Below are 25,142 nucleotides of genomic sequence, written 5' to 3'. Positions count from 1 at the left end.
CAGTCCCGTTGACAGAGTTCCCTGTCGATCCCGTCGACGACGACCAATCAAGGGGTTTCCACGATGACGAGGAAGATTCGCGGAGGGGCGGCGATCGTCGCCCTCGGCGCGACCATCGCGCTGCTCGCCGCGGGCTGTGCCGGCTCGGGCGGTAGCAACGACGCCGGTGGCAGCACGCCTTCGGCGACGAACGCGGACGCCAAGACCATCACCTGGTGGCACAACTCGAACACCGGTGACGGCAAGGCTTACTACGACCAGGTTGCCAAGGACTTCGAGGCGAAGACCGGCGTCCACGTCGAGGTCAGCGCCATGCAGCACGAGGACATGCTGACCAAGCTCTCGGCTGCCCTGCAGTCCGGTGACCCGGACCAGATCCCGGACGTCTTCATGTCCCGTGGTGGCGGCGAGCTCAAGAACGAGGTCAGCTCGGGCGTCACGCGCGACCTGACCGACGTCGCCTCCGACACGATCTCGAAGATCTCGGGCTTCACCGGCCAGTACACGGTCGACGGCAAGGTCTACGCGCTGCCGTTCTCCATGGGCCTCGTCGGCTTCTGGTACAACAAGGACCTGTTCGCGCAGGCCGGCATCACCGACGTCAACCAGGCCCCGTCGATCGACGAGTTCTACGGCTACATCGACAAGCTGAAGGCTGCGGGCATCACCCCCGCCGCGGTCGGTGCCGGCGACAAGTGGCCGGCGGCGCACTACTGGTACTACAACGTGGTCCGCGAGTGCCCGTTCGACACCGTCGAGAAGGCGATCTCGTCGAAGGACTACTCGGACCCGTGCTTCGTCAAGGCCGGTGAGCACCTGCAGGAGCTCGTGGCCAAGCAGCCGTTCAACGACGGCTTCCTGTCCACCAAGGCCCAGGAAGGCCCGACGTCGGCCTCCGGCCTCCTCGCGACCGGCAAGGTCGCCATGGAGCTCGCGGGTCACTGGGAGCCCGGCGTGGCCAGCGGCCTCACCGCCGACGGCAAGGTCCCGAGCTTCCTCGGCTGGTTCGCCTACCCGACCTTCCCGGGCCAGGGCGGCGACCCGAAGGACCAGATGGGTGGCGGTGACGCCTGGGAGGTCTCGACCAGCGCCCCCGACGCCGCTGTCGACTTCGCCAAGTACCTGCTCTCCGACGAGGTCCAGAAGGGCTTCGCGAAGAACGACATGGGTCTGCCGACCAACCCGGCCGCGACCGACTCCATCTCGAACGCGACGCTCAAGCAGCTCATCCCGGTCCGTGACGCTGGCGGCAACGTCCAGCTGTACCTGGACACCCGCCTCGGCTCGGCCGTCGGTAACCCGATGAACGACGCCATCCAGCAGGTGTTCGCCGGCAACCCTGGCCCGCAGGAGATCGTGGACGCGATCACCAACGCAGCCGCTTCGGAGTGATGACGTGGCAGACGACGTGACCACTCCACCCGTGGCCGCATCGCCTGCGTCGTCCTCCACCCCGGTCGAGTCCGCCACCCTCGCTCCTGCGAGGGTGGCGGGCTCCGCCCCGGGCGGACGCCGCAAGAGTGGTGCCGCTGCATGGCGCAAGCGCGCGGAGATCACCTTCTTCGTGGCGCCCGCGCTGGTGCTGTTCTTTCTGTTCGTGGTCTGGCCGATCGTCACGGCCGTCCAGATCTCGTTGTACAAGTGGAAGGGCATCGGCCCTCTGGTCGACTTCGTCGGCCTCAAGAACTATGTCTCGGTGCTGCAGAACAACCTCTTCACCGAGGCGCTGACGCACAACCTGATCATCGTGGTGGCGTCGATCGCGATCCAGCTCCCGCTGGGCCTCGGCATCGCGCTGCTGCTGAACCGCAAGATGTGGGGCCAGGGCCTCCTGCGCACCCTGATCTTCGTGCCGTACGTCCTGGCCGAGGTCGTCGCCGGTGTCATCTGGCGCCAGCTGCTCGTGCCCGACTACGGCGGCATCGACGCGATCGCTCACGCGCTGCACATCCCGACCCCCCAGCAGGGCTTCCTCGGCACGCCCGACCTCGCTCTCGCGACGGTGATCTTCGTGCTGACCTGGAAGTACCTGGGTCTGGCCGTGATCCTGTTCCTCGCCGGCCTGCAGGGCGTCCCCGAGGAGCTCTACGAGGCTTCGCAGCTCGACGGCGCCTCGTGGTGGCAGGTCCAGCGCAAGATCACTGTGCCGCTGCTTGGCCCGACGATCCGCACCTGGGCGTTCCTGTCGATGATCGGCGCGCTCCAGGTCTTTGACATGGTCTGGATCCTCACCGGTGGCGGCCCCGTCAACCGGACCTCCACCATGGCGACCTTCCTCGTCTACCAGGGCACGAAGAGCCAGCAGTTCGGCATCGCCAGCGCGGCCTCCGTGATCCTGTTCGTGATCGCGCTCGTCCTCGCCGTGCTGTACCAGCAGACGATCCTGCGCCGTGACACGCACCCGGACCAGCCGCGGCGAAAGAAGGCCAAGCGATGAGCGCCTCGACTCTCACCCGCAACGACGCCCCGCCGCAGGTCCGGCGGAGCAAGAAGTTCGAGATGAAGGCCTCGACGGCGGTGGTGTACTTCATCGCCCTCATCGTCGTCGGCATGACTCTCGGCCCGGTGATCTACGGCGTGCTCGGTGGTTTCCGCACCAACGCGCAGATCGCCGAGAACCCGGCGGCGTTCCCGCACCCGTTCGTGCTGTTCAACTACACCGGGGTGCTGACCAACCCGGACTTCTGGCGGTACTCGCTCAACTCGGCGGGCATCGCGATCATCACCACGTCGCTGGTCGTGATCTGCGGCGTCATGGCCGCCTACCCGCTCGCCCGGTACGACTTCAAGTACCGCGAGGGCATCTTCATGGTGTTCGTCGTCGGCCTGCTGTTCCCGGTGTCGGTGGCGATCATCCCGCTGTTCATCCTCATCACGCAGAACTTCCACCTCGGCAACACGTGGCTCGGCATCGCACTGCCGCAGGCGGCGTTCGCCCTGCCGACCACCGTCGTGATCCTGCGGCCGTTCCTCCAGGCGCTGCCCGCGGAGCTCGAGGAGGCCGCGCAGCTCGACGGCGCGAGCCGGATCGGGTTCTTCTGGCGGATCCTGCTCCCGCTCTCGGCCCCGGGCATGGTGACCGTGGGCGTGCTGGCGTTCGTCGGTTCGTGGAACGCGTACCTGCTGCCGCTGCTCCTGCTCGGCCAGGACAACAAGACGCTGCCGCTCGGTGTCGCGGACTTCTCGTCCGAGCACGGCTCCGACACCGCAGGCGTCTTCGCCTTCACGAGCCTGGCGATGATCCCCGCGCTCGTGTTCTTCCTGGCGATGCAGAAGCGCATCGTCAACGGCCTGCAGGGTGCCGTGAAGGGTTGATCCCCGGCAACGCCGACATGGTGCCACCGCACCGCTGACGGCAGCGCCACACTGCACCCGAGCCGCCTGGTGGCCCCGTAGCGTGGACCGCTACGGGGCCACCCCCGTGACCTGACCGCGTCAAAGGAGATCCACCCGTGACCGACGCCGCCCAGAACCCGGCGCCCGTGCGCGCCATGCCCGAGGTCTCAGAGCGCGTGCGCGATCTGCACGCCCGGATGACCCTCGAGGAGAAGCTCGCCCAGATCGTGGGCTACTGGCTCGACCAGGGTGGCAACGTCGTCGCCCCGATGCAGGGCGAGATGGCGGCCGAGACCGCCGGCACCCCGCTGAGCGAGATCACCAAGCACGGGCTCGGCCAGTACACCCGTGTGTACGGCACCCGCCCCGTCGACCCCGTCTCGCGCGCCTCGTGGCTGTGGAACGAGCAGCGCCGTCTCAAGAAGGAGACGCGCCTCGGCATCCCCGCGCTGGTGCACGAGGAGTGCCTCACCGGCCTCGCGGCCTGGCAGGCCGCCACGTTCCCGACGCCCCTCGCCTGGGGCGCGTCGTTCGACCCTGAGCTGGTCTACGAGGCCGGCCACGTCATCGGCGAGTCGATGAAGGCGCTCGGCGTGCACCAGGGCCTCGCGCCCGTGCTCGACGTCGTCCGCGACCCGCGCTGGGGCCGGGTCGACGAGTGCATCTCCGAGGACCCCTACCTCGTGGGCACCGTGGGCACACAGTACGTCCGCGGCCTGCAGGACGCCGGCGTGCACGCCACCCTCAAGCACTTCGTCGGCTACTCCGGCTCGCGCGGCGGCCGCAACCACGCCCCGGTGTACGCCGGCCCGCGCGAGGTGGCCGACGTCTTCCTGCCGCCCTTCGAGATGGCCATCCTCGACGGCGGCGTGAAGTCGGTCATGAACTCCTACACCGACCTCGACGGCGTGCCCATGGCCGCGAACGTCGACTACCTCACGGGCATCCTGCGGGAGAAGCTCGGGTTCGACGGCGTCGTCGTCGCCGACTACTTCGCCGTCGCGTTCCTCGAGGTCATGCACGCCGTCGCCGCCGACCGCGGCGAGGCTGCGGCGCTGGCGCTCGAGGCCGGCATCGACATCGAGCTGCCCACCGGCGACGCCTACCTGGCCCCGCTGGCGGCGAAGGTGCGCGCGGGCGAGGTCGACGAGGCGCTGGTCGACCGTGCCGTCCTGCGCTCGCTGCGCCAGAAGGAGGAGCTCGGGCTCCTCGACCCGGACGCCTTCGAGGGCGAGCCGCCGACGTCGATCGACCTCGACTCGCCGCGCCACCAGGAGATCGCGCGCCGCCTGGCCGAGGAGTCGGTCGTGCTGCTGTCGAACGACGGCTTGCTGCCGCTCGTCGGCGGGGTGTCGAAGGTTGCCGTCATCGGCCCGAACGCGCACCGCACCGAGGCGCTGCAGGGCTGCTACTCGTTCGCCAACCACGTGCTGGCGCACTTCCCCGAGTACGAGCCCGGCTTCCACATCCCGACCGTCCACGAGGCGCTCGGCACCGCGTTCGCCGAGGCCGGGCTGCCCCAGCCCGAGCTCGTCCAGGTCGAGGGCTGCACCGTCGAGGGCGACGACCGTTCCGGCTTCGCCGCCGCCGTCGAGGCTGCGTCGGGCTCCGACGTCGCCGTCGTCGTCGTCGGCGACCAGGCCGGACTGTTCGGCCGTGGCACCGTCGGCGAGGGCAACGACTCCGAGTCGCTCGAGCTGCCGGGCGTCCAGCGCGAGCTGGTCGAGGCCGTCCTCGCCACCGGGACCCCCGTGGTCATGGTGCTGCTGACCGGCCGTCCGTACGCGATCAACTGGGCGCTCGACGGCGCCGGCGCCAAGCCCGGCGCCGTGCTCCAGGCGTTCTTCCCCGGGGAGGGCGGCGGTCTCGCGATCGCCGACGTGCTCACCGGCCGCGTCAACCCGTCGGGCCGCCTGCCCGTGTCGCTGCCGCGCTCGACCGGCTCGCAGCCGTACTCATACCTGCACCCGATCCTGGGCGGGCCGTCGGACGTCACGTCGACGGACTCGACGCCGCTGCGCCCGTTCGGCTTCGGCCTCTCGTACACGACGTTCGCGTACTCGGACCTCTCCGTGGACGCGTCGGTCGCCGCGGGCGGCACGTTCACGGTGTCGGTCACGGTGACCAACACCGGCGACGTCGCGGGTGCCGTGCCCGTGCAGCTCTACGGCCACGACGTCAAGGGCTCGATCACCCGCCCGGTGGTCCAGCTGCTCGGCTACCAGCGGGTATCGCTCGAGGCCGGCGCCTCCGTGCGGCTCACGTTCGAGGTCCCGACCACCCGCTTCGCGTTCAGCGACCGCCGCATGGTCAAGATCGTCGAGCCGGGCGACGTCCAGGTGTGGGTCGGCTCGCACGCCTCGGCGTCGTCGGAGTCGGCGTCGACCGAGGAGTCGACGGGCGGCGCGATCACCAACGAGAAGGCGGCGACGAAGATCGAGATCCCGGGCACGGCGACGCCGCGCGCGACGGTCGCGATCGCGGGCCCGCTCCACGAGGTGACGAACGCGGACGCCCGCTGGGTGAAGGCGACGCAGTCCTGACCGAAGCGGCGAGATAGTCCTCGCCGACGGCGAGCAGGTGCGGCCCGGCCGCGAGGTAGTGCTCTCGAAAGCACTGTCTCGCCGTCGGGCCGCACTGCTTCGCGGCCGCAGGGTGCCATCTCGTCGTTAGGGTGGGGCCGTGCGGGTGGACGTGTGGTTGTGGGCGGTGCGGCTGTTCAAGTCGCGGTCGTCGGCTGCCACGCTGCTGCGCGCCGGGCGGGTACGGGTCAACGGGTTTCCCGCCAAGGCCTCCACCGCCGTCAAGGCCGGCGACCGCGTCACGTGGCGAGAGACCCTGCGCGAGCGCGACGTCGAGGTCGTCGAGCTGGTGCCCAAGCGCGTCGGTGCACCGCTCGCCGTCAAGGCCTACATCGACCACAGCCCCGCGGTCCCGCCCCGCGAGGAGCGCCTCGCCGTCGGCGTCCGGGACCGGGGCGCCGGGCGTCCCACGAAGCGCGAGCGGCGCGAGATCGACCGGCTGCGCGGGGACCGGCGCGGCTAGCTCTCGCGCTACCGTGCCCTGGTGACCAGCCCGGAGACCGCTGCCCGCATCGCCGCCCTGCTCGCCCGGCACCCCGTCTGGGACGGGCACAACGACCTCCCGTGGGAGGCGCGCATGCAGGTGGGCTACGACTGGCAGGGGCTCGACCTCGCGGCCGGCACCGACGGCCGCACGCACACCGACATCCCGCGCCTGCGCGCGGGCGGCGTCGGCGCGCAGTTCTGGTCGGTCTACGTGCCCTCCGACCGGCCGGGAGCGGTCACCGCCACGCTGGAGCAGGTCGACGCCGTGCACCGGATGGTCGAGACCTGGCCCGAGACGTTCGCCCTCGCGCTCACGGCCGACGACGTCGAGGCCGCGTGGGCGTCGGGCCGCATCGCCTCGCTGCTGGGCGCCGAGGGCGGTCAGTCGATCGACTCCTCGCTAGGCGCCCTGCGCATGCTGCACGCCCTGGGCGTGCGATACCTGACGCTCACGCACAACCACAACACCCCGTGGGCCGACTCCGCGACGGACGCGCCCTCCGCCCACGGCGGCCTCTCGCGGTTCGGCGTCGAGGTGGTCCGCGAGCTGAACCGGCTGGGCATGCTCGTCGACCTGTCCCACGTGGCCCCCGGCACCATGCGCGCCGCTCTCGACGCCTCCGAGGCGCCCGTGATCTTCTCCCACAGCTCGGCCCGGGCCGTCTGCGACATGCCCCGCAACGTGCCGGACGACGTCCTTGCGCGCCTCGCCGTCAACGGCGGGGTGTGCATGGTGACGTTCGTGCCCGGCTTCGTGACGCCGGCGGTCGGGGCATGGCGCACCGAGGCGTCCGAGGCGGCGCGGGCCCAGGGGATCGACCCGGCGAACTACCTGGCGTTCTCCGAGTTCAGCGCCGACTGGGAGCAGACCCACCCCGTCCCGCCGACGACGCTCGCCGACGTCGTCGCGCACGTGGAGCACATCCGTGAGGTCGCCGGCGTCGAGCACGTGGGGCTCGGCGGCGACTACGACGGGTCGTCCGGCTTCGCGCCCGAGCTCGCCGACGTCTCCGGCTACCCGGCGCTGCTGGCAGCGCTCGCCGACCGCGGCTGGTCCGACGCCGATCTCGCGCTGCTGACCAGCGGGAACATGCTGCGCACGCTGCGCGACGCCGAGGCGGTCGCGGCCCGGCTGCGGCGGGAGCGCCGCCCGAGCACCGCGCGCATCGGCGACCTGGACGGCTGAGCGCGACCAGGCGGCCGGGAGTCCCGCTGCGAGCGGGACGAAGGGCCCGCAGACGCGGGACTGCGCACCCTGGGGAGGTCCGACCGCAATGACGACGCTGGTCGTAGTGCCGGGAACCACCTGGCCATCGACCATGGAGGTCGTCATGAGTGCAGTGACCGAGCGCCGCGAGGGTGCGCTCTCAGCCGCCGCCCCCACCCCCCTGTCCCCCATCGCGCGTTACGCGTTCGCGGTGCTGCGGCTGCTCCTGGCCTTCGAGTTCCTGTGGGCCTTCTTCGACAAGACGTTCGGTCTCGGCAAGGCGACTCCCTCGGAGCGCGCCTGGATCAACGGCGGCTCCCCGACGAAGGGCTTCCTCGGCGGGGTCGAGGGTCCGCTGCACGGCTTCTACAACGGGATGGCCGGCAACGCCTTCATCGACGTGCTCTTCATGATGGCCCTGCTCGGCATCGGCCTCGCGCTCGCGCTGGGCATCGGCATGCGCGTCGCGGCGGTGTCCGCCGTCGTGCTGCTGCTCATGATGTGGGGCGCCTCGCTACCCATCGCCACCAACCCGTTCCTCGACGAGCACTGGATCAGCGCTGTCGCGATCGTCGGCCTGGCCTGGGCGAACATCGGCGAGGTGTGGGGTCTTGGCAAGCAGTGGGCCGGCCTGGACCTGGTCCGCAAGAACACCTGGCTGCGCTGAGGCACACAGGATGTCGGAGGGGGCTAGCGTGGGCGCCATGAACGCGGTACGGGTGTTCCTGGTGGACGACCACGAGGTGGTCAGGCGCGGCGTCGCCGACCTGCTCGGTGCCGAGCCAGACCTCGAGGTGGTCGGCGAGGCCGGCACCGCCGCCGAGGCGCTCGCGCGGGTGCCTGCGCTCGCCCCCGACGTCGTCGTCCTCGACGTGCGGCTGCCCGACGGGGACGGCGTCACCGTCTGCCGCGAGCTCAAGGCGTCGATGGACGTGGCGTGCCTCATGCTCACGTCGTTCGACGACGACGAGGCGCTGTTCGACGCGATCCTCGCCGGGGCTGCAGGCTACGTGCTCAAGCAGGTGCGGGGCACGGACCTGGTCGAGGCGATCCGGACGGTCGCGGCGGGCGGGTCGACGCTCGACCCGCGCGCGGCCGAGCGGGTCATGGCCCGCATGCGCTCGCAGGCGCACCACGTGGACCCGCTCGCGGCGCTCACGCAGCAGGAGCAGAAGATCCTCGCCCTGATCGGGCAGGGCATGACGAACCGGCAGATCGGGGCCGAGCTCTTCCTCGCGGAGAAGACGGTGAAGAACTACGTCTCGAGCCTGCTCGCAAAGCTGGGCATGGAGCGCCGGGTCCAGGCGGCCGTCCTCGCGACGAAGCTGGGTCGCGCCGAGCTGCCGAAGTAGGGAGACTTCTCTCCCTCGGCGGAGGTGCTCGCTACTTCGTGGGGAGCGGAGCCTGCCAGCACAGGCGGGTGCCGCGCCCCTCCGGGCATGGGCCGATCGTCAGCGTCCCGTTCTGCTCGCGGGCGCGGGTGCGCATGTTCTCCAGCCCGCTCAGGCGTGCGTCCGCCGGGATGCCGACGCCGTCGTCCGAGACGGTCAGCACCACCGCGTCCGTGGCGGAGAGCAGCACATCGACCGACCCGGCGTGCGCGTGCCGGGCCACGTTGGACAGGCTCTCGCGCACGACGGCGACGAGGTGGTCCGCGGTCGCCGGCGGCACCAGCGCATCCACGGGACCCTCGAACCGCAGCGCCGGTGCGAAGCCCAGGCTCCGCGACGCCGCCTCGACCTCCGCGATCACGCGTGAGCGCAGGCCCACCCGCCGGGCGTCGTCCACGGGCGGCTGAAGGCCCCGGATCGTTGTGCGGATGAGGCCGATCGTCTCGTCGACCTCGTCGACGGCGGACGCCACGCGCGCGGCGTCGTCGGCGTCGCCCCTGCGCTCCAGGCGCCGCGCCACGCCCTGCAGACCGAGCCCCGTCGCGTAGAGCCGCTGGATCGCCAGGTCGTGCAGGTCGCGTGCGATGCGGTCGCGGTCGCGGACGACGGCGAGCCGCTCGGCGTCGCTCCGCCGCTCGGCGAGCTCCAGGGCCACTGCCGCCTGCGACGCGAACGCCTGCAGCGCCTCGATGACGGCGTCGGGGAACGCGAGCTTGCCCTGCTTGCGGCCCACCGAGAGCACACCGCGCGTGCGGCCCGGCTCGCCGAGGGGCAGCGCCGCGAACGGACCGATCTCGTCGGCGACCGCGCCGAACGCGATTGCCGCGCGGGCGTCGGTCGCGGCGTCCACGGTCACGATCGGGAGACCCGAGTCGTAGACCTCCGCGGCGAACGAGCCGTCGGGCGGCACGAGCGTCCCGCGGACGCCCGCGGCCCCGACCGCAGCGCGGACCTCGAGCCCCGCGTCGCCCGGGACGGTCAGCGCGGCGACGTCGGCCCCGGCAACCTGCGCGGCGTGCAGCGCGACGAGGTCCAGCACCTCGTCGGGCGCGTCCCCGGCGAGCAGCCGGCGCGAGATCTCGTTGCTCGCGACCGCCCACCGCTCGCGCAGGCGTGCATCGTCGTAGAGGCGGGCGTTCTCGACCGCCACGCTCGCGGCCGCGGCCAGAGCCTCGATGCGGCGCTGGTCGCCGTCGGTGAAGTCACCGCCGCCGCGCTTTCCCGTGAGGTACAGGTTGCCGAACGGGATTCCGTGGACGCGCAGCGGCACCCCGAGGAACGAGTGCATCTCCGGGTGGTTCGGCGGGAAGCCGACGGCGCGCGGGTCCTTCTGCAGGTCGCTGAGGCGGAGCGGGTGCGGGTGGCGGATGAGCTCCCCGAGGATGCCGCGCCCGGTCGGGTAGTGCCCGACGGCCCGAATCTGCCCGGCATCCATGCCGACCGTGAGGAACTGGCCGATGCGCCCACCAGCGTCGAGGATGCCGAGCGCGGCGTACTCCGCATCGGCGAGGTCGGCCGCGGCCTGGACGAGCCGCTGAAGCGTGGTGGCGAGCTCGAGACCGCGCCCGACGGTGAGGACCGCCTCGAGCAGCACGTCGACGTCGCTGCGGGCTTCGGCCGGGGAGGGCAGGTCGGGCACGGTCCCAACCTATCCGGCACCGGAGCGACTCGGCCCCGGGACCTTCGACACCTCCGGCGGGGCCTGCGGCCCCTGGGGCGGGCGACGCGGGCGGGGTGCACTGGGTGCGTCGGCGGGTGCCGACCCCGCGCCGGGACGGGCCGGCCTGAAGGAGGTCGTCATGGTCAGGTGGTGCCAAGGGGTCGTCGTCGGGATCGACGGCTCGGAGGAGGGATACCGGGCGCTCGACTGGGCGGCCGCGGCGGCCGACCGGCACGAGGCGCGGCTGACGGTGGTGGGCACCTACGTCGTGCCCCTGTCGCCTGTGCCCGCGGGGGCGCTGATGGGCTCGGGCAGCCTGCACGCCGGCACGGACCACGCCGTCGCCCGGGCGCTCGCGCGGCTGGGCACGCGGCGCCCGGGCGGGCGGGACACCGGGACCGAGATCGTCCCTGGCGCCGCCGCGCACGTCCTCGTGCAGCGCTCGCGCATCGCGGACCTCGTCGTCGTCGGGCGTCGAGGGCTCGGCGCGGTCGACCGGATGCTGGCCGGCTCCGTGTCCTCGGCCGTCGCGGCGATGGCGCACGGCCAGGTGGCCGTCGTCCCTGCGTCGGCGACCGGGACGGCACCGCGGCGCGTCGTCGTCGGCGTCGCGTCGGACGAGAACCCCGGCCCGGTGCTCGAGGTCGCGTTCGACGAGGCCGAGCTGCTCGGCGCGTCGGTCGAGGTGGTGCACGCCGTCGACCCCGGGCCGCTGGAGGCGGTGCTCGAGGCCTACGAAGGCTGGGGAGAGGCGTGGCGGGCGTCGACGACGGAGGCGGTGCGCGAGGACGTCGAGCGCTGGGCGGCGAAGCACCCCCAGGTGCCGTTCACCACGCGGGTCGAGGAAGCGCGCGCGGCTGACGCGCTGATGCGGAGGCTGCACCCGGACGACCTCGTCGTCGTCGGCGGGCGGTCGCACCTGCGCACGGCGGGGCGGCTGCTGGGGTCGGTGCCGGACTCGCTGCTGCGGTCGTCGCCGTGCGCCGTGCTGGTGGTGCACACGGGGACGGCGCACGCCGCCTGAGCCGGCGCGGTCGAGCCGACGCCGGCCTGCGCTACAGCGCGAGGCGGCGACGTTCCCACCCGACGCCGAGCGAGTGCAGAACGGCCTCGCGGTCGCGGTGCGTGGCGTCGGTGAACGCGCGCAGGGACACCACCGACGCCGTGAGCATCGTGGTGAGGACGGCGCGGGCGAGGACGGGGTCGGCGCTCGCCTCGTCCAGCAGCTCCTGGACGATGCGCGAGTGGATGCCGGGTCCGTCGGGCTCCGAGCACGCCGTGAGCAGCGCGATGGTCAGCGAACCTGCGTCGACGTCATCCATGTGAACCCCCGCTCGAGCGCTCGTGGTCCACAGTTACCGCACGCGTGGTCAGAACGCATGTGCAAACACGCGAGGGAGGGCTCCCACCAGGCGCTACAGTGCGCGTGCTCGGCCGCCGACGGGGTGGACCGGATCGGTGGAGGCACTCATGGCGGAGGGGCACGGGGACGTTCGGCGAGCGCGGGCGCGCCGGCGCGGGCTGCTCGTGGCCGCGGTGCTCGCGGCGGCCTGGTCTGCAGGGATCGGCCCGGCCGCCGCGGGCGACCCGGGCATCGCGATCGAGTCCCACGCACGGTACGTCGTCGACCCCGGCGGCGGCCCCGTGCAGGTGAGCGTCACGACGACGCTGCGGAACATCAAGCCGGACACCGCGAGCTGGCGCTTCTACTTCGACGGTTTCACCCTGCCGGTCCCGGCAGGCGCCACCTCGGTGACCGCGACCAGCGGCGGCCGCGCGCTGCGCGTGCAGATCGACGACACGGACGACCCGACGACGCAGATCGCCGGCACGAGCTTCGCACCGCTCTACCACGGCCGGTCGCGGACCATCGAGTGGAGCTACCTGATCCCGGGCGCGCCCGTCCGGTCGGCGAACACGAACCGCGTCGGCCCCGGGTACGCGACGTTCTTCGTGCAGGCCGTGGGGGATCAGGGGCACGTCTCGGCGGAGGTCGTCGCGCCGGCGTCGATGAAGGTCGACACGTCCGACGGCGGCTTCGAGCGCCGCCCCGACGGCGACGTCGTGCGGTACGTCCGGGAGACGTCGACCGACGACGACGGGATCTGGGCGGTCGTCTCGGCGCGCGACGCGCTCGTCTCGGACGCGAAGGAGGTCACCGTCGGGAGCGCGACGATCACGCTCGAGAGCTTTCCCGGCGACTCGGCCTGGACGGACTTCGTGTCGGAGCACGTGACGAAAGGTCTGCCGGTCCTCGAGCGCGTCGTCGGCACGCCGTGGCCCGGCGGGCTCGAGTCGATCCGGGAGGACGTGGCCCCGCAGGCGCTGCAGTACGCATGGTTCGACAGCTCGGTGGACGACATCGTGGTCGCGGAGGACCTGGACGCGGCCACCCTGTTCCACGAGATGGGGCACGCCTGGTTCGACGGGCGGCGCTTCACCGACCGCTGGCTCTACGAGGGGCTGACGGAGGTCGTCGCCCAGCGGGTGGTCAGCGAGACCGACGGAAACGCGTCGCCGCGACCGGCCCCGGACCGCGGCGCTGCGGTGGCGCTCCCGCTGACGGCGTGGTCCGTCGACCACCAGGGGTCGTTCGACGTCGAGGACTACGCCTACGCCGCGTCGTCCACGGCGGTGACCGGGCTGCTGGGGAAGCTCGACGACGACGCGTTCGCCGCGGTGGTCTCGGCGGCATACGCGGGGGAGAGCGGGTACGAGCCGGCCGGGTCGCGCGCCGAGGACCTGCGCCCGACCGACTGGCGGCGCTTCCTCGACCTCGTCGAGCAGCGTGGCGGGGTGCGCGGCGCCGACCAGGTGTACCGGACGTGGGTCGTCTCCGCGGACGAGGCCAAGGAGCTCGACGCGCGAGCCGCGGCTCGATCGGAGTACGCACACGTCGATGGCGCCGACGGCGCGTGGCTGCCGCCGCTCGGGCTGCGGCGTGCGATGACGGAGTGGGACTTCGACCGGGCCGGTACGGTCGTCGACGCCCTCGCGGCCGCGCCGCAGGCGGCGGCGTCCGTCCAGGCGGCCGCGACGGCAGCCGCGCTGACGGTGCCCGAGGTTGTCCGCGAGGCCTACGAGTCGGCGGCGACCGACGCCCGCTATGCCGAGGTCGGGCCCCAGCTGGAGCGCGCCGCCGAGGTGCTTCCGGCCGTCGGTGCTGCTCGTGACGCCGCCGCGCGCGACCACGACCCGTTCTCCCGGCTGGGCCAGCTGGCGCTCGGCGTCGACGGGGCGGCCGGGGATGCCCTTGCTGCGATCGCGGACGGCGACACCGAGGGTGCGGCCACCGCGGCAGACGCCGCGACGTCGCGCGCCGAGGCCGCGCCGTGGGTCGGCGTCGGGCTCGTCGCCGTGCTCCTGGGCGCGCTCGCCGGGACGGTGACGCTCGGCGTCAGGCGCCGGCAGCGGCGCGGGCGCCTCGCGTCAGTTCTGCAGGATCCGCTGGAACAGGACGTGGTCCTGCCAGCGGCCGGCGATGCGGAGGTACCGCTCGGCGAGCCCGAAGCGCTCGAATCCGTTGCGGGTCAGCACGGCCTGTGAGGCCGCGTTGTGCACCAGCGTCGAGGCCTCGACGCGGTGCAGCCCGAGCTCGTCGCGTGCGTACGCGACGACGACCGCGACGGCCGTCGACATCAGGCCCTTGTGGGCGCGGCCCGCGTCGAGCCAGTAGCCGAGGCTCGCGGAGTCGAACGCGCCGCGCACGATGGTGGCGAGGTTCAGGCGCCCGACGACGTCGCCGCCGTCAGTGACCAGCAGCAGCGGGAGGCAGCGGCCGTCGGCGTGGTCGGCGAGCAGACCCGCGAGATTCTTCTCCTGCCAGGCCGGACCGTAGAACTCAGGCGCGCGCTCCGGCTCGAACGGGGCCAGGTGGTCGCGGTTGCGCGTGTACGCCGTGGCGAGCGCCCGCCCGTCGCCGGTCCGCGCGAGGCGCAGCACGACGTCGTCGGCGAGGCGGGCGGGGAGGGCGGAGGAGGCGAGCACGTCGCCACTCTAGGGGGACGTCAGCCCGCGCTCCGTGCCGTCGCGCGGACAGGTTCCGCGCGACGACGCTCAGCCAGGCAGGGCGTCCAGCCGAGCTACTCCGGGCGCTCGCGCGCAAGCCGCGGCTCGCGGCGCTTCGACGGGTCGTCGCCTGCCTTGTCGGCGTAGAAGGCGCGGATGACGTCCATGTCGGCGCCGACGTCGCCCGTGAGCTCGACGGTGGGGCCGATGCCGAGCGTCATTGTGGTGCGGTCGACGAACCCCAGCGTGACCGGCAGGTGCGCCTCCCGGGCGATGCGGTAGAAGCCGCTCTTCCAGGGACCCTTCGCGGAGCGGGTGCCGTCCGGGGTGATGATCAGGTGGAACACGCGGCCGGCGGCGACCTCCGCCAGCACGTCCTCGACCACGCGATACGGGTTGGTGCGGTCGACGGGGATGCCGCCGAGGCGCCGCATGACGGGGCCCTTCCAGCCGGTGAACAGCGTGTGCTTGCCGAGCCAGCGGATCGGGGCGTCGTGCTTCCACGCGAGCGCGAGCATGTGCACGAAGTCCCAGTTGGACGTGTGCGGGGCGCCGATGACGATGCCCGGGTGCTGGGGGAAGTCCTCGTCGACGGGGGTCCAGCGGCTGAGCCGCCAGAAGGCGGCGGCGATCGCGCGTGTGAGCGAGGGGCGGCGCATCGGCCAAGCCTAGGCGGTCAGGCTGGACGGCGGCGTGGACCGGTGCGCCGAAGACGCGCCGGGGCGCGGGCCGTGTTCGGCACGACGTCCCGGCCGCGAGAGCTGGCGAGCGCGTCGTCAGTCGTTCGAGAGCAGCGGCCACCAGTGACGGGCGCGGAGCGGCGAGTCGCGGTCGTCCAGATCCAGCCAGATTCCGTCGGCATGGGGGTCGCCGCTCGCTGCCCACACGCTGAAGTGGGCGAACGGGGTCGGCCATGGATAGCCGGCGTCGGCCTGCTCGACGACGTTGCGCACGTAGCCGACGAGCGAGACCGCGGCGGGCGTGCCGAGCAGGTCGAGCGCCAGGCGGCGAGCCGTCGTACGGCCGTCGTCGAGCCGCGGCACCGCACGCGTGGGTAGGTCGAGCTTGCCTACGCAGTCGCGCGGAAAGCAGAAGACGTCGCGGCCGCGAAGGGCGAGCAGTCGGACCATCCCGGTTGGCGCGGGTGCGAGCCCACCGGGATCGCGAACGACGTCGGCGCGTCCACCCCGCGGAAGCCAGGGAGCGTCGGGGACGGTGGCGATGACGGTGGCCGGCACGGCCAGACTCTATGGCCAGGTAGAGCGCCGCGCGGGCGCGGGCTGTGCGCGGCACCTTGCGCCGATCGCGCCTGGGCCGGCGCCTCCGGGGAACACTTCGCCCTGCGTGAAAGTTGAGTGAAACAGGCTCAACTTCGGCCTCGCCGGCTTGCCCCGCCGGGCCGCTCGATCTAGGTTGAGCGCAGCAGACTCAACCCCAAGCACTTCCGGAGGAACACCACCATGGCTCGAGCAGTCGGTATCGACCTCGGCACCACCAACTCCGTCGTCTCCGTCCTGGAGGGCGGCGAGCCCACCGTCATCGCCAACGCGGAGGGCTCGCGCACGACGCCGTCCGTCGTCGCGTTCTCGAAGACCGGCGAGGTGCTGGTCGGCGAGGTCGCCAAGCGCCAGGCGGTCACGAACGTCGACCGCACGATCTCCTCGGTCAAGCGCCACATGGGCACCGACTGGAGCGTCGAGATCGACGACAAGAAGTACACGGCGCAGGAGATCAGCGCCCGCGTGCTCGGCAAGCTCAAGCGCGACGCCGAGGAGTACCTGGGCGAGCCCGTCACCGACGCCGTCATCACGGTCCCGGCGTACTTCAACGACGCCGAGCGCCAGGCCACGAAGGACGCCGGCCAGATCGCCGGCCTCAACGTGCTGCGCATCGTCAACGAGCCGACCGCGGCGGCCCTGGCCTACGGCCTCGACAAGGGCAAGGAGGACGAGCTGATCCTCGTCTTCGACCTGGGTGGCGGCACGTTCGACGTCTCGCTCCTCGAGGTCGGCAAGGACGAGTCGGACGGCTTCGCCACCATCCAGGTGAAGGCCACCCACGGCGACAACCGCCTCGGCGGCGACGACTGGGACCAGCGCATCGTCGAGCACCTCATCAAGCAGGTGAAGAACGCCTCGGGCGTCGACCTGTCGAAGGACAAGATCGCGCTGCAGCGTCTCCGCGAGGCCGCGGAGCAGGCGAAGAAGGAGCTCTCGTCCGCGACGAGCACCAACATCTCGATGCAGTACCTGTCGATGTCGGAGAACGGCCCGATCCACCTGGACGAGAAGCTCACGCGCGCTCAGTTCCAGCAGATGACCCAGGACCTGCTCGACCGCACCAAGGCTCCGTTCCACCAGGTCATCAGCGATGCCGGCATCTCGGTGTCCCAGATCGACCACGTGGTGCTGGTCGGCGGCTCGACCCGCATGCCCGCGGTCGCCGAGGTCGTGCGCGAGCTCACCGGCGGCCAGGAGCCCAACAAGGGCGTCAACCCGGACGAGGTCGTGGCCGTCGGCGCCGCGCTGCAGGCCGGCGTCATCCGCGGCGACCGCAAGGACGTCCTGCTCATCGACGTCACGCCGTTGTCGCTCGGCATCGAGACCAAGGGCGGCGTCATGACCCGCCTCATCGAGCGCAACACGGCCATCCCGACCAAGCGTTCCGAGGTCTTCTCGACGGCGGAGGACAACCAGCCGTCGGTCGCGATCCAGGTGTTCCAGGGCGAGCGCGACTTCACGCGCGACAACAAGCCGCTCGGCACGTTCGAGCTGACCGGCATCGCCCCGGCCCCGCGCGGCATGCCGCAGATCGAGGTCACCTTCGACATCGACGCCAACGGCATCGTGCACGTGTCCGCCAAGGACCGTGGCACGGGCCGCGAGCAGTCCATGAAGATCACCGGCGGCTCGGCGATCCCCAAGGAGGACATCGAGCGGATGATCAAGGACGCCGAGGCGCACGCCGAGGAGGACAAGAAGCGCCGCGAGGATGCCGAGACCCGCAACCAGGCCGAGTCGTTCGCGTACGCGATGGAGAAGCAGATCGCGGACAACCGCGACAAGCTCCCCGCCGACGTCGTGACCGAGGTCGAGGCGGACATCGCTGCGGTGAAGACCGTCCTGCAGGGCGAGGACGCCGACGCCGTGAAGTCCGCGTACGAGAAGCTGGGCCAGTCGTCGCAGAAGATCGGCCAGGCGATCTACGCCCAGGAGCAGGCCACCCCCGCGGGTGACGCTCCCGCCGGTGAGGGCGCCGCGCCGTCGTCGGACGACGACGTCGTGGACGCCGAGATCGTGGACGAGGACGAGACCAAGTGACGGAAGAGCCGCAGGGCACGCCCGAGGTCCCCGAGGGCGAGGACAAGCCCTTCCAGTTCTCGGACAAGCGCAAGGTCGACCCTGCCTCGGGGTCCCCGCGAGTCCCCGGAGCGAAGCGAGGAGACTCGCGGGGTGAGGAGGCGGGGGCCGCCCGCGAGGGCGGCACCCCGGCCGGGGCGGCCGGCGCCGACCCGCTCGCCGGGCTCGACTTCGAGCCGTCGGCCGAGACGGCCGAGCTCGAGAAGGCCAAGGCCGAGGCGGCTGAGCACCTCGACGCGCTCCAGCGCGAGCGGGCGTCGTTCACGAACTACCGGAACCGGTCGCTGCGCGACCAGGAGGTCGCGCGCACGCGCGGCCTGGAGGACGTGCTGACGGGGCTGCTGCCCGTGCTCGACGACATCGAGCGGGCCAAGGCGCACGCCGAGCTCACCGGCCCGATGGCGGCGATCGCGGAGAAGATCGACGCGTCGCTCGCGAGGTTCGGCATCGAGCGGTACGGCGTGGTGGGCGAGGAGTTCGACCCGACGGTCCACGATGCCCTCATGCACCGCACGGCCGACGACGCGACGTCGACGACGGTCGAGCTGGTCATCGAGCCCGGGTACCGGATCGGCGACCGCGTCGTCCGCGCGGCGCGCGTGGGCGTCGTCGGGCCCGAGTAGCAAACCATCACGGTGGTTGAGCCCGTCCGAGACGGGCTCAACCACCGGTTCGCACGGAAGGAGGCGTCGTGACAGGGCAAGACTGGATCGAGAAGGACTTCTATGCGGCTCTCGGCGTCTCCAAGGACGCCGACGACGCCGCGGTGAAGAAGGCGTACCGCAAGCTCGCTCGGCAGTACCACCCCGACCAGAACCAGGGCGACGCGAAGGCCGAGGCCAAGTTCAAGGAGATCGGCGAGGCGTACGCCGTGCTGTCCGACGCCGAGCAGCGCAAGCAGTACGACGCGCTGCGGGCCATGGCCGGCGGCGGCGCCCGCTTCCAGGCCGGCGGGCCGGGCGCGGGCGCAGGCGGGTTCGAGGACATCTTCGGCGCCATGTTCGGAGGCGGTGCTCCGGGTGGTGCTGCACCCGGCGGCGGCCCCGGCGTGCGCTACTCGACCACCAGTGCCGGAGGCGGCGGGTTCGAGGACATCCTCGGTTCGATGTTCGGCGGCGGGGGCGCGGGCGGGTTCGGCGGCCGGCGGGCCGGCTTCCAGGCGCCCGAGAGGGGCGCCGACCTCGCGGCCGAGACGACGCTGCCGTTCCGCACGGCCGTCGAGGGCGCGACCGTCGAGCTCACGGTCGACGGCAAGAAGGTCACCACCCGCATCCCGGCGGGCGTCAACGACGGCCAGAAGCTGCGAATCCGCGGCAAGGGCCGTCCGGGCGCGAGCGGCGGCGAGGCGGGCGACCTCGTCATCACCGTCCACGTGGGCACGCACCCGCTGTTCACGCTCTCCGGCCGCGACCTGCGCGCCACCGTGCCCGTCACCTTCTCGGAGGCGGCGCTCGGCGCGCAGATCGACGTGCCGACCCTCAGCGGCGACCACGTCCGGCTCAAGGTCCCGGCGGGCACGCCGTCAGGCCGGGTGCTGCGCGTCAAGGGGCGCGGCGTCGCGACGTCGAAGGGCACGGGCGACCTGCTCGTGACCGTGCAGGTCGCCGTGCCGCAGAAGCTCAGCAAGAAGGCCAAGGAAGCGCTCGAGACGTTCGCCGCCGAGAGCGACCACGAGGACGTGCGCGCCGACCTGGCGGCGCGGGCCGCGCAGGGCTGAGCCATGCACGACGACGCCCCCGTCCTCACGGTCACGCAGGCGGCCGAGCTCGCCGGCATGCACCCGCAGACTCTGCGGCAGTACGACCGTCTCGGCCTGGTGGTCCCTCGCCGGACCCTCGGCCGGGGCCGGCGCTACTCACGCCGCGACATCGCGCGGCTCCTCCAGGTGCAGCGGCTCGCGCAGGTCGAGGGCGTCAACCTCGCCGGGATCAAGCGGATCCTCGACCTCGAGCGGCACGTCAGCCTCCTCGAGCAGCAGCTCGCGCAGCTCCTGGCCTACCAGGCGGAGCAGGTCCAGGCCGAGCGGCGCGTGTTCACCGCCGGCACGGAGGGGGACGTCGTCGTCGTGCAGCGCGGGCGGCGGGTGCGACGCGCCGACCTGCGGGTCGACGCCGAGCCGCGCACGATCGACGGCGGGGCGCTCGTGCTGTGGCGGCCCGTCCGCACGCCGCGCGAGGACTGAGCGCAAGCTCAGCGGCCGAGCTGGCCGAGGAGCTCGACGGCATCGGCGTGCGTCGCCGGCAGCCTCTCGATCCACACCCGGGTCGGGCGGCGCATCGCGCCCGCCAGCCCCAGGATCTCGGCGTTCTTCTCCACCACGCGGCGCAGTGTCTGCGCGAGCTGTGGCGTGCCCTGGGTCCGTGCGCACAGCACGGCGTACAGCCCGTCGGTGAGCACGGCCATCGGATGGCCGTCACCGAACACCTGGTCGAGCGTGCGGCCCACCGTCGCAGCTCGGGCCATGCGACGCCAGGCGTCCAGGTCGTCGAGGGCGACGTCGAGGACCACGAGGCACGAGGTCTCCTCCGCCGTCGTGCCAGCGCGCAGCGCGTCGCCGTAGGTCTCGCGCAGGCGCTCGCCCAGGTAGTCGGCCGTGGGGAGACCGGTCCCAGGGTCACGGACGGCGACGTGGTTGGGTGCGGACTCGTGGCCTTCGGCCCAGCCGACCGCCAGTGCGCGCAACGCGCCGGGGTCAGCGGGCCGGCCGAGTGACCGGTACAGACAGAGGAGGTCGTCGAGCGCCTCGCCCATCCCCACGCCGCTCGCTCCGCGGGCCGCGCCCAGGCGCTGCGCCGCGGCGAACGGCTCGACGCCGGCCTCGACGGCTTCGGCGAGGGCGTCCACGGCGGGGTGGTACCAGTCGCCCGGCCGGAGCCAGACGTTGGCAAGGCTCGCGGCTCGCCAGGCTTCACGCAGGTCAGCGGCGCTCGGAACCCCCGCTGGGAACCGGCTCACGTCGCATCACCTTCCATGGCCGTCCATCATTGCTCAGCGACCTGGATGCATCCACCAGCCGCGCCCGTCCGCGGCCCGGTTTCACCCTCCATCATCGGGTGAGATCGCCGTATAGTGACGCAGGCCTCTCGCGTCTCTCGACCCGGAGGTCTTCCATGCCACGGCCAGATCGGCGGGGGATGTGACTGACGTCTACATCGACTCGGACAACCAGTTCCCCGCGCCGAGCGACGCGGAGCTGATCCTCGAGGTGCGCGGAGGCGACCTCACCGCCTTCGGTGCGCTCTATGAGCGGCATGCCGCGGCCGCGCGTCGCCTTGCCCTGTCGTACGTCCGCAACGCTGCCGACGCCGAAGACGTCGTCGCGGACGCGTTCGCCCGCGTGCTGCGGGTGCTGCAGGCGGGCCGCGGGCCTGACCAGATGTTCCGCGCGTACCTGTTCACCGTGGTGAAGAACACCGCGTACGAGCTGGCACGGGGTCACCAGCGCACGCACCCGACGGACAACGAAGCCACGTTCGAGACCGCGCTGTTCTCCGAGGCATCGTCGGAGGACCCGGCGCTCGCCGGCTTCGAGAAGTCGGTAGTCTCCCGCGCCTACCGCGGCCTGCCCGAGCGGTGGCAGGCCGTGCTCTGGTACACGGAGGTCGAGGGCTGCAGCCCCGCCGAGATCGCTCCGATCCTGGGGCTCACCGCGAACGGCGTCTCCGCGCTCGCCTACCGCGCGCGCGAAGGTCTCCGGGTGGCGTACCTGCAGCATCACCTGTCGGGTTCGGCCGCCGACGGCTGCCGCACCGTGAACCCCATGCTGGGCGGGTACGTGCGCGGGGCGCTCGCCAACCGAGAGATCCTCAAGGTCGACACCCACCTCAAGAACTGCGGCGACTGCCGCACGCTCGTGCTCGAGCTGTCGGACGTCGCGCACGGCATGCGTGGCGTCATCGCGCCGCTCGTGCTGGGTGTGGCCGGCCTCGCGCTGGCCGGTGCGCTCCCCGTGGGCGCGCTCGTCGGTGCGTCGGTGACGGGCAGCGCGACGGCGGCAGGGTCCACTGCGGGCGCGACGGCGGCCGGGTCGGCCGTCACCGGTGCTGCGGCGACCGGAGCGGGCGCTGGGGCTGCCGGTGCGGGCGCTGCCGGGGCCGGGGCCGGGGCCGGAGCTGCCGGCGCGAGCGCCGCGGCCGGGACGGCTGCTGCAGCAGGCACGGCCGCGTCGTCGGTCGCCGCCTCCTCCGTCGCGGTGACGGCGGCAAGCGCCGGCGCCCTCGTGGGTGGCACGAGCGTCGCCGCCGCGGCCGGTGCCGTCGCGATTGCGGCCGTCGGCGTCGTCACGATGCTGCAGGCGATCGCCCCGTCGTCCGAGGCGGCGCCACATACCGAGCCGACCACCCTCACACAGCACTTCACGTCTGCGCAGCCCAAGATCGCTGCCCCCAGCCCGTCGCCATCGGACACGACGCTGACGGCCTATGCGTCTCTCGATTCGACGAGGGACCCGGCGAAGCTGACAGTCGCGTCGTCCCTCTCCGGCGCCCTCCAACCGCGCGTGCAGCAGCGCGTCTCCCTGCAGGTGAAGAACAGCGGCGAGCAGACGGCGCACGGCATCACGGCGCGGTTCACGCTCGAGGACGGCCTGGAGCCCCAGTTCGCCGACGCCAGCTTCGGCAAGAGCGCGCCGTCGGCCGGCCTGCCGCTCTCGGCCGCCGCGCTGCGCTGCGTCCCGGTCGGCGACGACCCCCACGCCGTCGTCTGCGCCCTCGGTGACCTGGACCCGGGCGCCACGGCTCCGGTGGCGTTCGACGTCGTCGCGCGCAACGGCGGCAGCTACGACATCAGCGGCCAGGTGTGGGCCGACGGCGTGCAGAGCACGCCCGTCGACGTGGTGCCCGCCGCCGTCGACGCGTTCGGCCCGGAGCTCAGCGCCCAGGTCGGCAATGTCGACGCCCTCGCGAACCCGGGAGCAGGGGACCTGCCGCTCTCGGTGGTCAACACGGGCGACCAGGACGCCGCGGCGGGCTGGTCGGTCGACCTCACGCTTCCGGAGGGCCTGACGTTCGCTGGCGCCGACGGAGGCCTCGCCTGCGCGCCCAGCGCAGCGCAGGCCCTGCGCTGCACCTCGACGGCCGCCGCCCCGCTCGCGCCGGGTGCCCAGGTGGCCGCGACGCTGCACCTCGTCGCCCCGGCGACGGCGCACAGCGGCGCGCTGGACGTCGGCGCGGTGCCCGTCGTGGCCGACGGCGGCCACGTGGTGTCCGGCCATGGCACCGTCTCCGTCCTGCCCGCGTGGCAGGGCACGGCTGCGGGCGGCAGCCCGCTCGTCACCCAGTGCGCGGCGAAGGGCGGGGTCGGCACGGCCGACGCCATGGTCGTCGGCACGTATCGCAATGTCACCACGCTGCCGATCACCGTGCGCCTCGACGCGGCGGGCACCTCGGCCTCGTCGGGCCTGGTCGCGCCGGGCGACAGCACCGTCCTCCCGATCCACGACGGCCTCCGCGTGCCCGCCGGCTTCGGCAGCTGGTCGCTGACTACCACCGTGGGCGGCGCCGACTACACGACGTCCGCCTTCGCCGGCCAGGTCGACCCGGTGGACTGCTACGACCCGTCGTGGGACGTCACGACGTCGGCCGACACCCAGAACGTCGGCGGGCACGTGCGCATCGTGGGCACTATCACCAACAACACGACGGAGCCCGTCCGCGTCGACATGGGGGCCGCCGGGCTCACCAGCGACAGCGTGCGCCTGGACGCCGGCGCCACGACCACGCTCACGATCGACACCGGCCAGCTGACGGTGCCGGACGGCGTCGCGACGTTCGACCTGTACCGGTGGGTCGCCGACGTCGACAACGACCCGCCGGCGTCGGGCGCCGTGCCCGGCGTCCCGCCGACCGCGTCGTACACCGGGGTCACGCTGGCGCCGGCGATCGGCACCTCCGACAGCGACACGTTCGTGGGCGACTGCACCTACGACCCCGCGACGGAGACGTCGGCGCGCATGGCGCGCGTCCCGCTCGACAACAGGCAGTCGACGCTTCCCGTGACGTTCACGGTCGGCGGCGAGACAGTCCAGGTGCCGCCGGGCATGATCGGGTCCGCCGACGTGCGCGTCACGTCCGGCACGGAGTCGCTCGAGGTGTTCGCGGACGGCCGGTCGCTCGGCACCTTCCCCACCCCCGTCGTCAGCTGTGCGCCGAAGCTCGACTGGCCCCAGGACGTGACGCTGGCGACGCAGATGCAGTGCACGGAGCGGAGCGTCCCGCAGCTCGCGGTGATCGTCGCCAACGGGAGCACGCGGGCGTACACGGCCCGGGTGGGCGTGGACCGACGTGGCTGGACGGATCCGGTGGTCGTCAACGGCGGTGGCAGCGACACCCTTCGTCTCGGCCTGGGCGACCGCATGCGGGCCCGCGGTGGCAAGGCGACGGTCGAGCTCTCGCGCTTGATCGAGGGGCAGCCGCGCACGGTGACTCGATCGGTGGACTACGACGCCACGAGCTGTGCCGTCGTCGCGCCGGACGCGCGCCTGGAGCTCGGCGACATCACCGTGGACCGTGGTGGCAAGCCGACCTCGACCCGGCCCGCGTCAGTCGTGCTCGACAACTCGCGCTCGAACGTGCCGGTCAGGTTCAAGATCGCGGGCGGTCCCGACGGCCCGGCCGCCGACAGCAGGGTGCCCGCCGGCGAGACGATGACGGTGCCGGTCGGCGTTGTCACAGGGCGGACCGGCGGCACCTTCGGGGTCTCGACGCGCACGTGGTCGACGACGCTCACGGTGGAACCGTTCACGGGCACGGCGGGCTGGTGCCCCGCCCCCTGGGACCGCCACACCGCGCGGCACGGCGGATACGCCGTCGGCGACGCCGTCAGCTTCCAGTCGACCTCGTACACGTACATCGGCGTGGCGCGTGTCCCGACTCCGAGCCCGACCCCGACGCCCACGCCCACGCCGTCCTCGTCGATCTCCGACGGGCCCGATCAGGGCACCGGCAAGGGCCGGGCGAACGGCCACGACACGAGCAGCGGCAGAGGCTCCGCGAACACGGACTCGTCGGCCGGCGACACCCACGGCGGCGGCTCGACGCAGTCGTGGAGCTGGCCGTCGAAGAGCAGCGCGTGGCGCGCCACCGGGGAGTGCGAGGCCCACTGAGGCCTCGCGGT

21 protein-coding genes are annotated in these 25,142 nt (G+C 72.5%); 15 read left to right on the top strand and 6 right to left on the bottom strand.

All coding sequences use genetic code 11. From position 1 onward, the window contains the following. The first annotated feature begins 63 nt into the window (after positions 1-63). The 8 genes from ACO4JP_RS18075 (at position 64) to ACO4JP_RS18040 (ending at position 8,963) form a co-directional block, all read left to right on the top strand. Positions 64-1,392: an ABC transporter substrate-binding protein gene (locus ACO4JP_RS18075; protein ID WP_425955352.1), complete on the top strand. Its 1,329-nt coding sequence runs from the start codon at positions 64-66 to the stop codon at positions 1,390-1,392. 4 nt (positions 1,393-1,396) lie between these two features. After that, positions 1,397-2,437 (top strand): carbohydrate ABC transporter permease, encoded by a 1,041-nt coding sequence (locus ACO4JP_RS18070; RefSeq protein ID WP_425955351.1) that lies wholly within the window; start codon positions 1,397-1,399, stop codon positions 2,435-2,437. Further along, positions 2,434-3,315, top strand: a complete 882-nt coding sequence (locus tag ACO4JP_RS18065; RefSeq protein ID WP_425955350.1) for a carbohydrate ABC transporter permease — start codon at positions 2,434-2,436, stop codon at positions 3,313-3,315. Before ACO4JP_RS18070 ends, ACO4JP_RS18065 begins: the two co-directional genes overlap by 4 nt. Positions 3,316-3,452: 137 nt before the next feature. Further along, positions 3,453-5,879, top strand: coding sequence for a glycoside hydrolase family 3 N-terminal domain-containing protein (locus ACO4JP_RS18060; RefSeq protein ID WP_425955349.1), 2,427 nt, complete (start codon positions 3,453-3,455; stop codon positions 5,877-5,879). Positions 5,880-6,018: 139 nt separating this feature from the next. Continuing rightward, a complete protein-coding gene (locus tag ACO4JP_RS18055) occupies positions 6,019-6,381 on the top strand; it encodes an RNA-binding S4 domain-containing protein (protein WP_425955348.1) in 363 nt (120 codons plus the stop codon). A 21-nt stretch (positions 6,382-6,402) separates the two neighbouring features. Next, entirely contained in the window at positions 6,403-7,590 is a 1,188-nt protein-coding gene (locus ACO4JP_RS18050; protein WP_425955347.1) for a dipeptidase, read from the top strand. A gap of 145 nt (positions 7,591-7,735) precedes the next feature. Further along, positions 7,736-8,278: a hypothetical protein gene (locus ACO4JP_RS18045; RefSeq protein WP_425955346.1), complete on the top strand. Its 543-nt coding sequence runs from the start codon at positions 7,736-7,738 to the stop codon at positions 8,276-8,278. A gap of 37 nt (positions 8,279-8,315) precedes the next feature. After that, complete coding sequence (locus tag ACO4JP_RS18040; RefSeq protein WP_425957141.1) at positions 8,316-8,963, top strand: response regulator; 648 nt, start codon at positions 8,316-8,318, stop codon at positions 8,961-8,963. Between the two features lie 31 nt (positions 8,964-8,994). Here ACO4JP_RS18040 and ACO4JP_RS18035 read toward each other — a convergent pair whose 3' ends face one another. Further along, positions 8,995-10,641 carry a GAF domain-containing protein gene (locus ACO4JP_RS18035; RefSeq protein WP_425955345.1) on the bottom strand — a complete coding sequence of 549 codons (1,647 nt, stop codon included), beginning with the start codon at positions 10,639-10,641 and terminating at the stop codon, positions 8,995-8,997. Between the two features lie 160 nt (positions 10,642-10,801). Here ACO4JP_RS18035 and ACO4JP_RS18030 point away from each other — a divergent pair, with 160 nt between their 5' ends. Next, on the top strand, positions 10,802-11,686 hold the full coding sequence (locus ACO4JP_RS18030; RefSeq protein ID WP_425955344.1) for a universal stress protein: 885 nt from the start codon (positions 10,802-10,804) through the stop codon (positions 11,684-11,686). 31 nt (positions 11,687-11,717) lie between these two features. Here ACO4JP_RS18030 and ACO4JP_RS18025 read toward each other — a convergent pair whose 3' ends face one another. Beyond that, positions 11,718-11,984: a hypothetical protein gene (locus ACO4JP_RS18025; RefSeq protein ID WP_425955343.1), complete on the bottom strand. Its 267-nt coding sequence runs from the start codon at positions 11,982-11,984 to the stop codon at positions 11,718-11,720. A gap of 148 nt (positions 11,985-12,132) precedes the next feature. On the opposite strand from ACO4JP_RS18025, the gene ACO4JP_RS18020 reads away from it, so the two are divergent. Next, positions 12,133-14,208, top strand: coding sequence for a hypothetical protein (locus tag ACO4JP_RS18020; RefSeq protein ID WP_425955342.1), 2,076 nt, complete (start codon positions 12,133-12,135; stop codon positions 14,206-14,208). Here ACO4JP_RS18020 and ACO4JP_RS18015 read toward each other — a convergent pair. The 3 genes from ACO4JP_RS18015 to ACO4JP_RS18005 form a co-directional block, all read right to left on the bottom strand. Continuing rightward, positions 14,092-14,649, bottom strand: a complete 558-nt coding sequence (locus ACO4JP_RS18015) for a GNAT family N-acetyltransferase (protein WP_425955341.1) — start codon at positions 14,647-14,649, stop codon at positions 14,092-14,094. The genes ACO4JP_RS18020 and ACO4JP_RS18015 overlap by 117 nt on opposite strands. A gap of 95 nt (positions 14,650-14,744) precedes the next feature. Continuing rightward, complete coding sequence (locus ACO4JP_RS18010) at positions 14,745-15,329, bottom strand: 1-acyl-sn-glycerol-3-phosphate acyltransferase (RefSeq protein WP_425955340.1); 585 nt, start codon at positions 15,327-15,329, stop codon at positions 14,745-14,747. Between the two features lie 117 nt (positions 15,330-15,446). Then, positions 15,447-15,908 carry an NUDIX hydrolase gene (locus ACO4JP_RS18005; protein WP_425955339.1) on the bottom strand — a complete coding sequence of 154 codons (462 nt, stop codon included), beginning with the start codon at positions 15,906-15,908 and terminating at the stop codon, positions 15,447-15,449. Positions 15,909-16,130: 222 nt separating this feature from the next. On the opposite strand from ACO4JP_RS18005, the gene dnaK reads away from it, so the two are divergent. The 4 genes from dnaK to ACO4JP_RS17985 all read left to right on the top strand — a co-directional run bounded on the left by dnaK (position 16,131) and on the right by ACO4JP_RS17985 (position 20,211). Next, positions 16,131-17,990: a molecular chaperone DnaK gene (dnaK, locus tag ACO4JP_RS18000; RefSeq protein ID WP_425955338.1), complete on the top strand. Its 1,860-nt coding sequence runs from the start codon at positions 16,131-16,133 to the stop codon at positions 17,988-17,990. After that, positions 17,987-18,652, top strand: a complete 666-nt coding sequence (gene grpE, locus ACO4JP_RS17995; protein ID WP_425955337.1) for a nucleotide exchange factor GrpE — start codon at positions 17,987-17,989, stop codon at positions 18,650-18,652. The genes dnaK and grpE overlap by 4 nt, the downstream gene beginning before the upstream one ends. A gap of 68 nt (positions 18,653-18,720) precedes the next feature. Beyond that, on the top strand, positions 18,721-19,746 hold the full coding sequence (locus ACO4JP_RS17990; RefSeq protein WP_425955336.1) for a DnaJ C-terminal domain-containing protein: 1,026 nt from the start codon (positions 18,721-18,723) through the stop codon (positions 19,744-19,746). 3 nt (positions 19,747-19,749) lie between these two features. After that, complete coding sequence (locus ACO4JP_RS17985; protein ID WP_425955335.1) at positions 19,750-20,211, top strand: heat shock protein transcriptional repressor HspR; 462 nt, start codon at positions 19,750-19,752, stop codon at positions 20,209-20,211. An 8-nt stretch (positions 20,212-20,219) separates the two neighbouring features. On the opposite strand, the gene ACO4JP_RS17980 is transcribed toward ACO4JP_RS17985, so the two are convergent. Beyond that, positions 20,220-20,984, bottom strand: coding sequence for a hypothetical protein (locus ACO4JP_RS17980; protein ID WP_425955334.1), 765 nt, complete (start codon positions 20,982-20,984; stop codon positions 20,220-20,222). Between the two features lie 181 nt (positions 20,985-21,165). On the opposite strand from ACO4JP_RS17980, the gene ACO4JP_RS17975 reads away from it, so the two are divergent. Beyond that, positions 21,166-25,131: a sigma-70 family RNA polymerase sigma factor gene (locus ACO4JP_RS17975; protein ID WP_425955333.1), complete on the top strand. Its 3,966-nt coding sequence runs from the start codon at positions 21,166-21,168 to the stop codon at positions 25,129-25,131. Positions 25,132-25,142 lie beyond the last annotated feature (11 nt).

It is taken from the genome of Xylanimonas sp. McL0601 (assembly GCF_049852175.1).
Lineage (GTDB): Bacteria > Actinomycetota > Actinomycetes > Actinomycetales > Cellulomonadaceae > Xylanimonas.
Note: the sequence above shows the minus strand (reverse complement) of the source record. Positions and strands in the feature narration are given on the sequence as shown.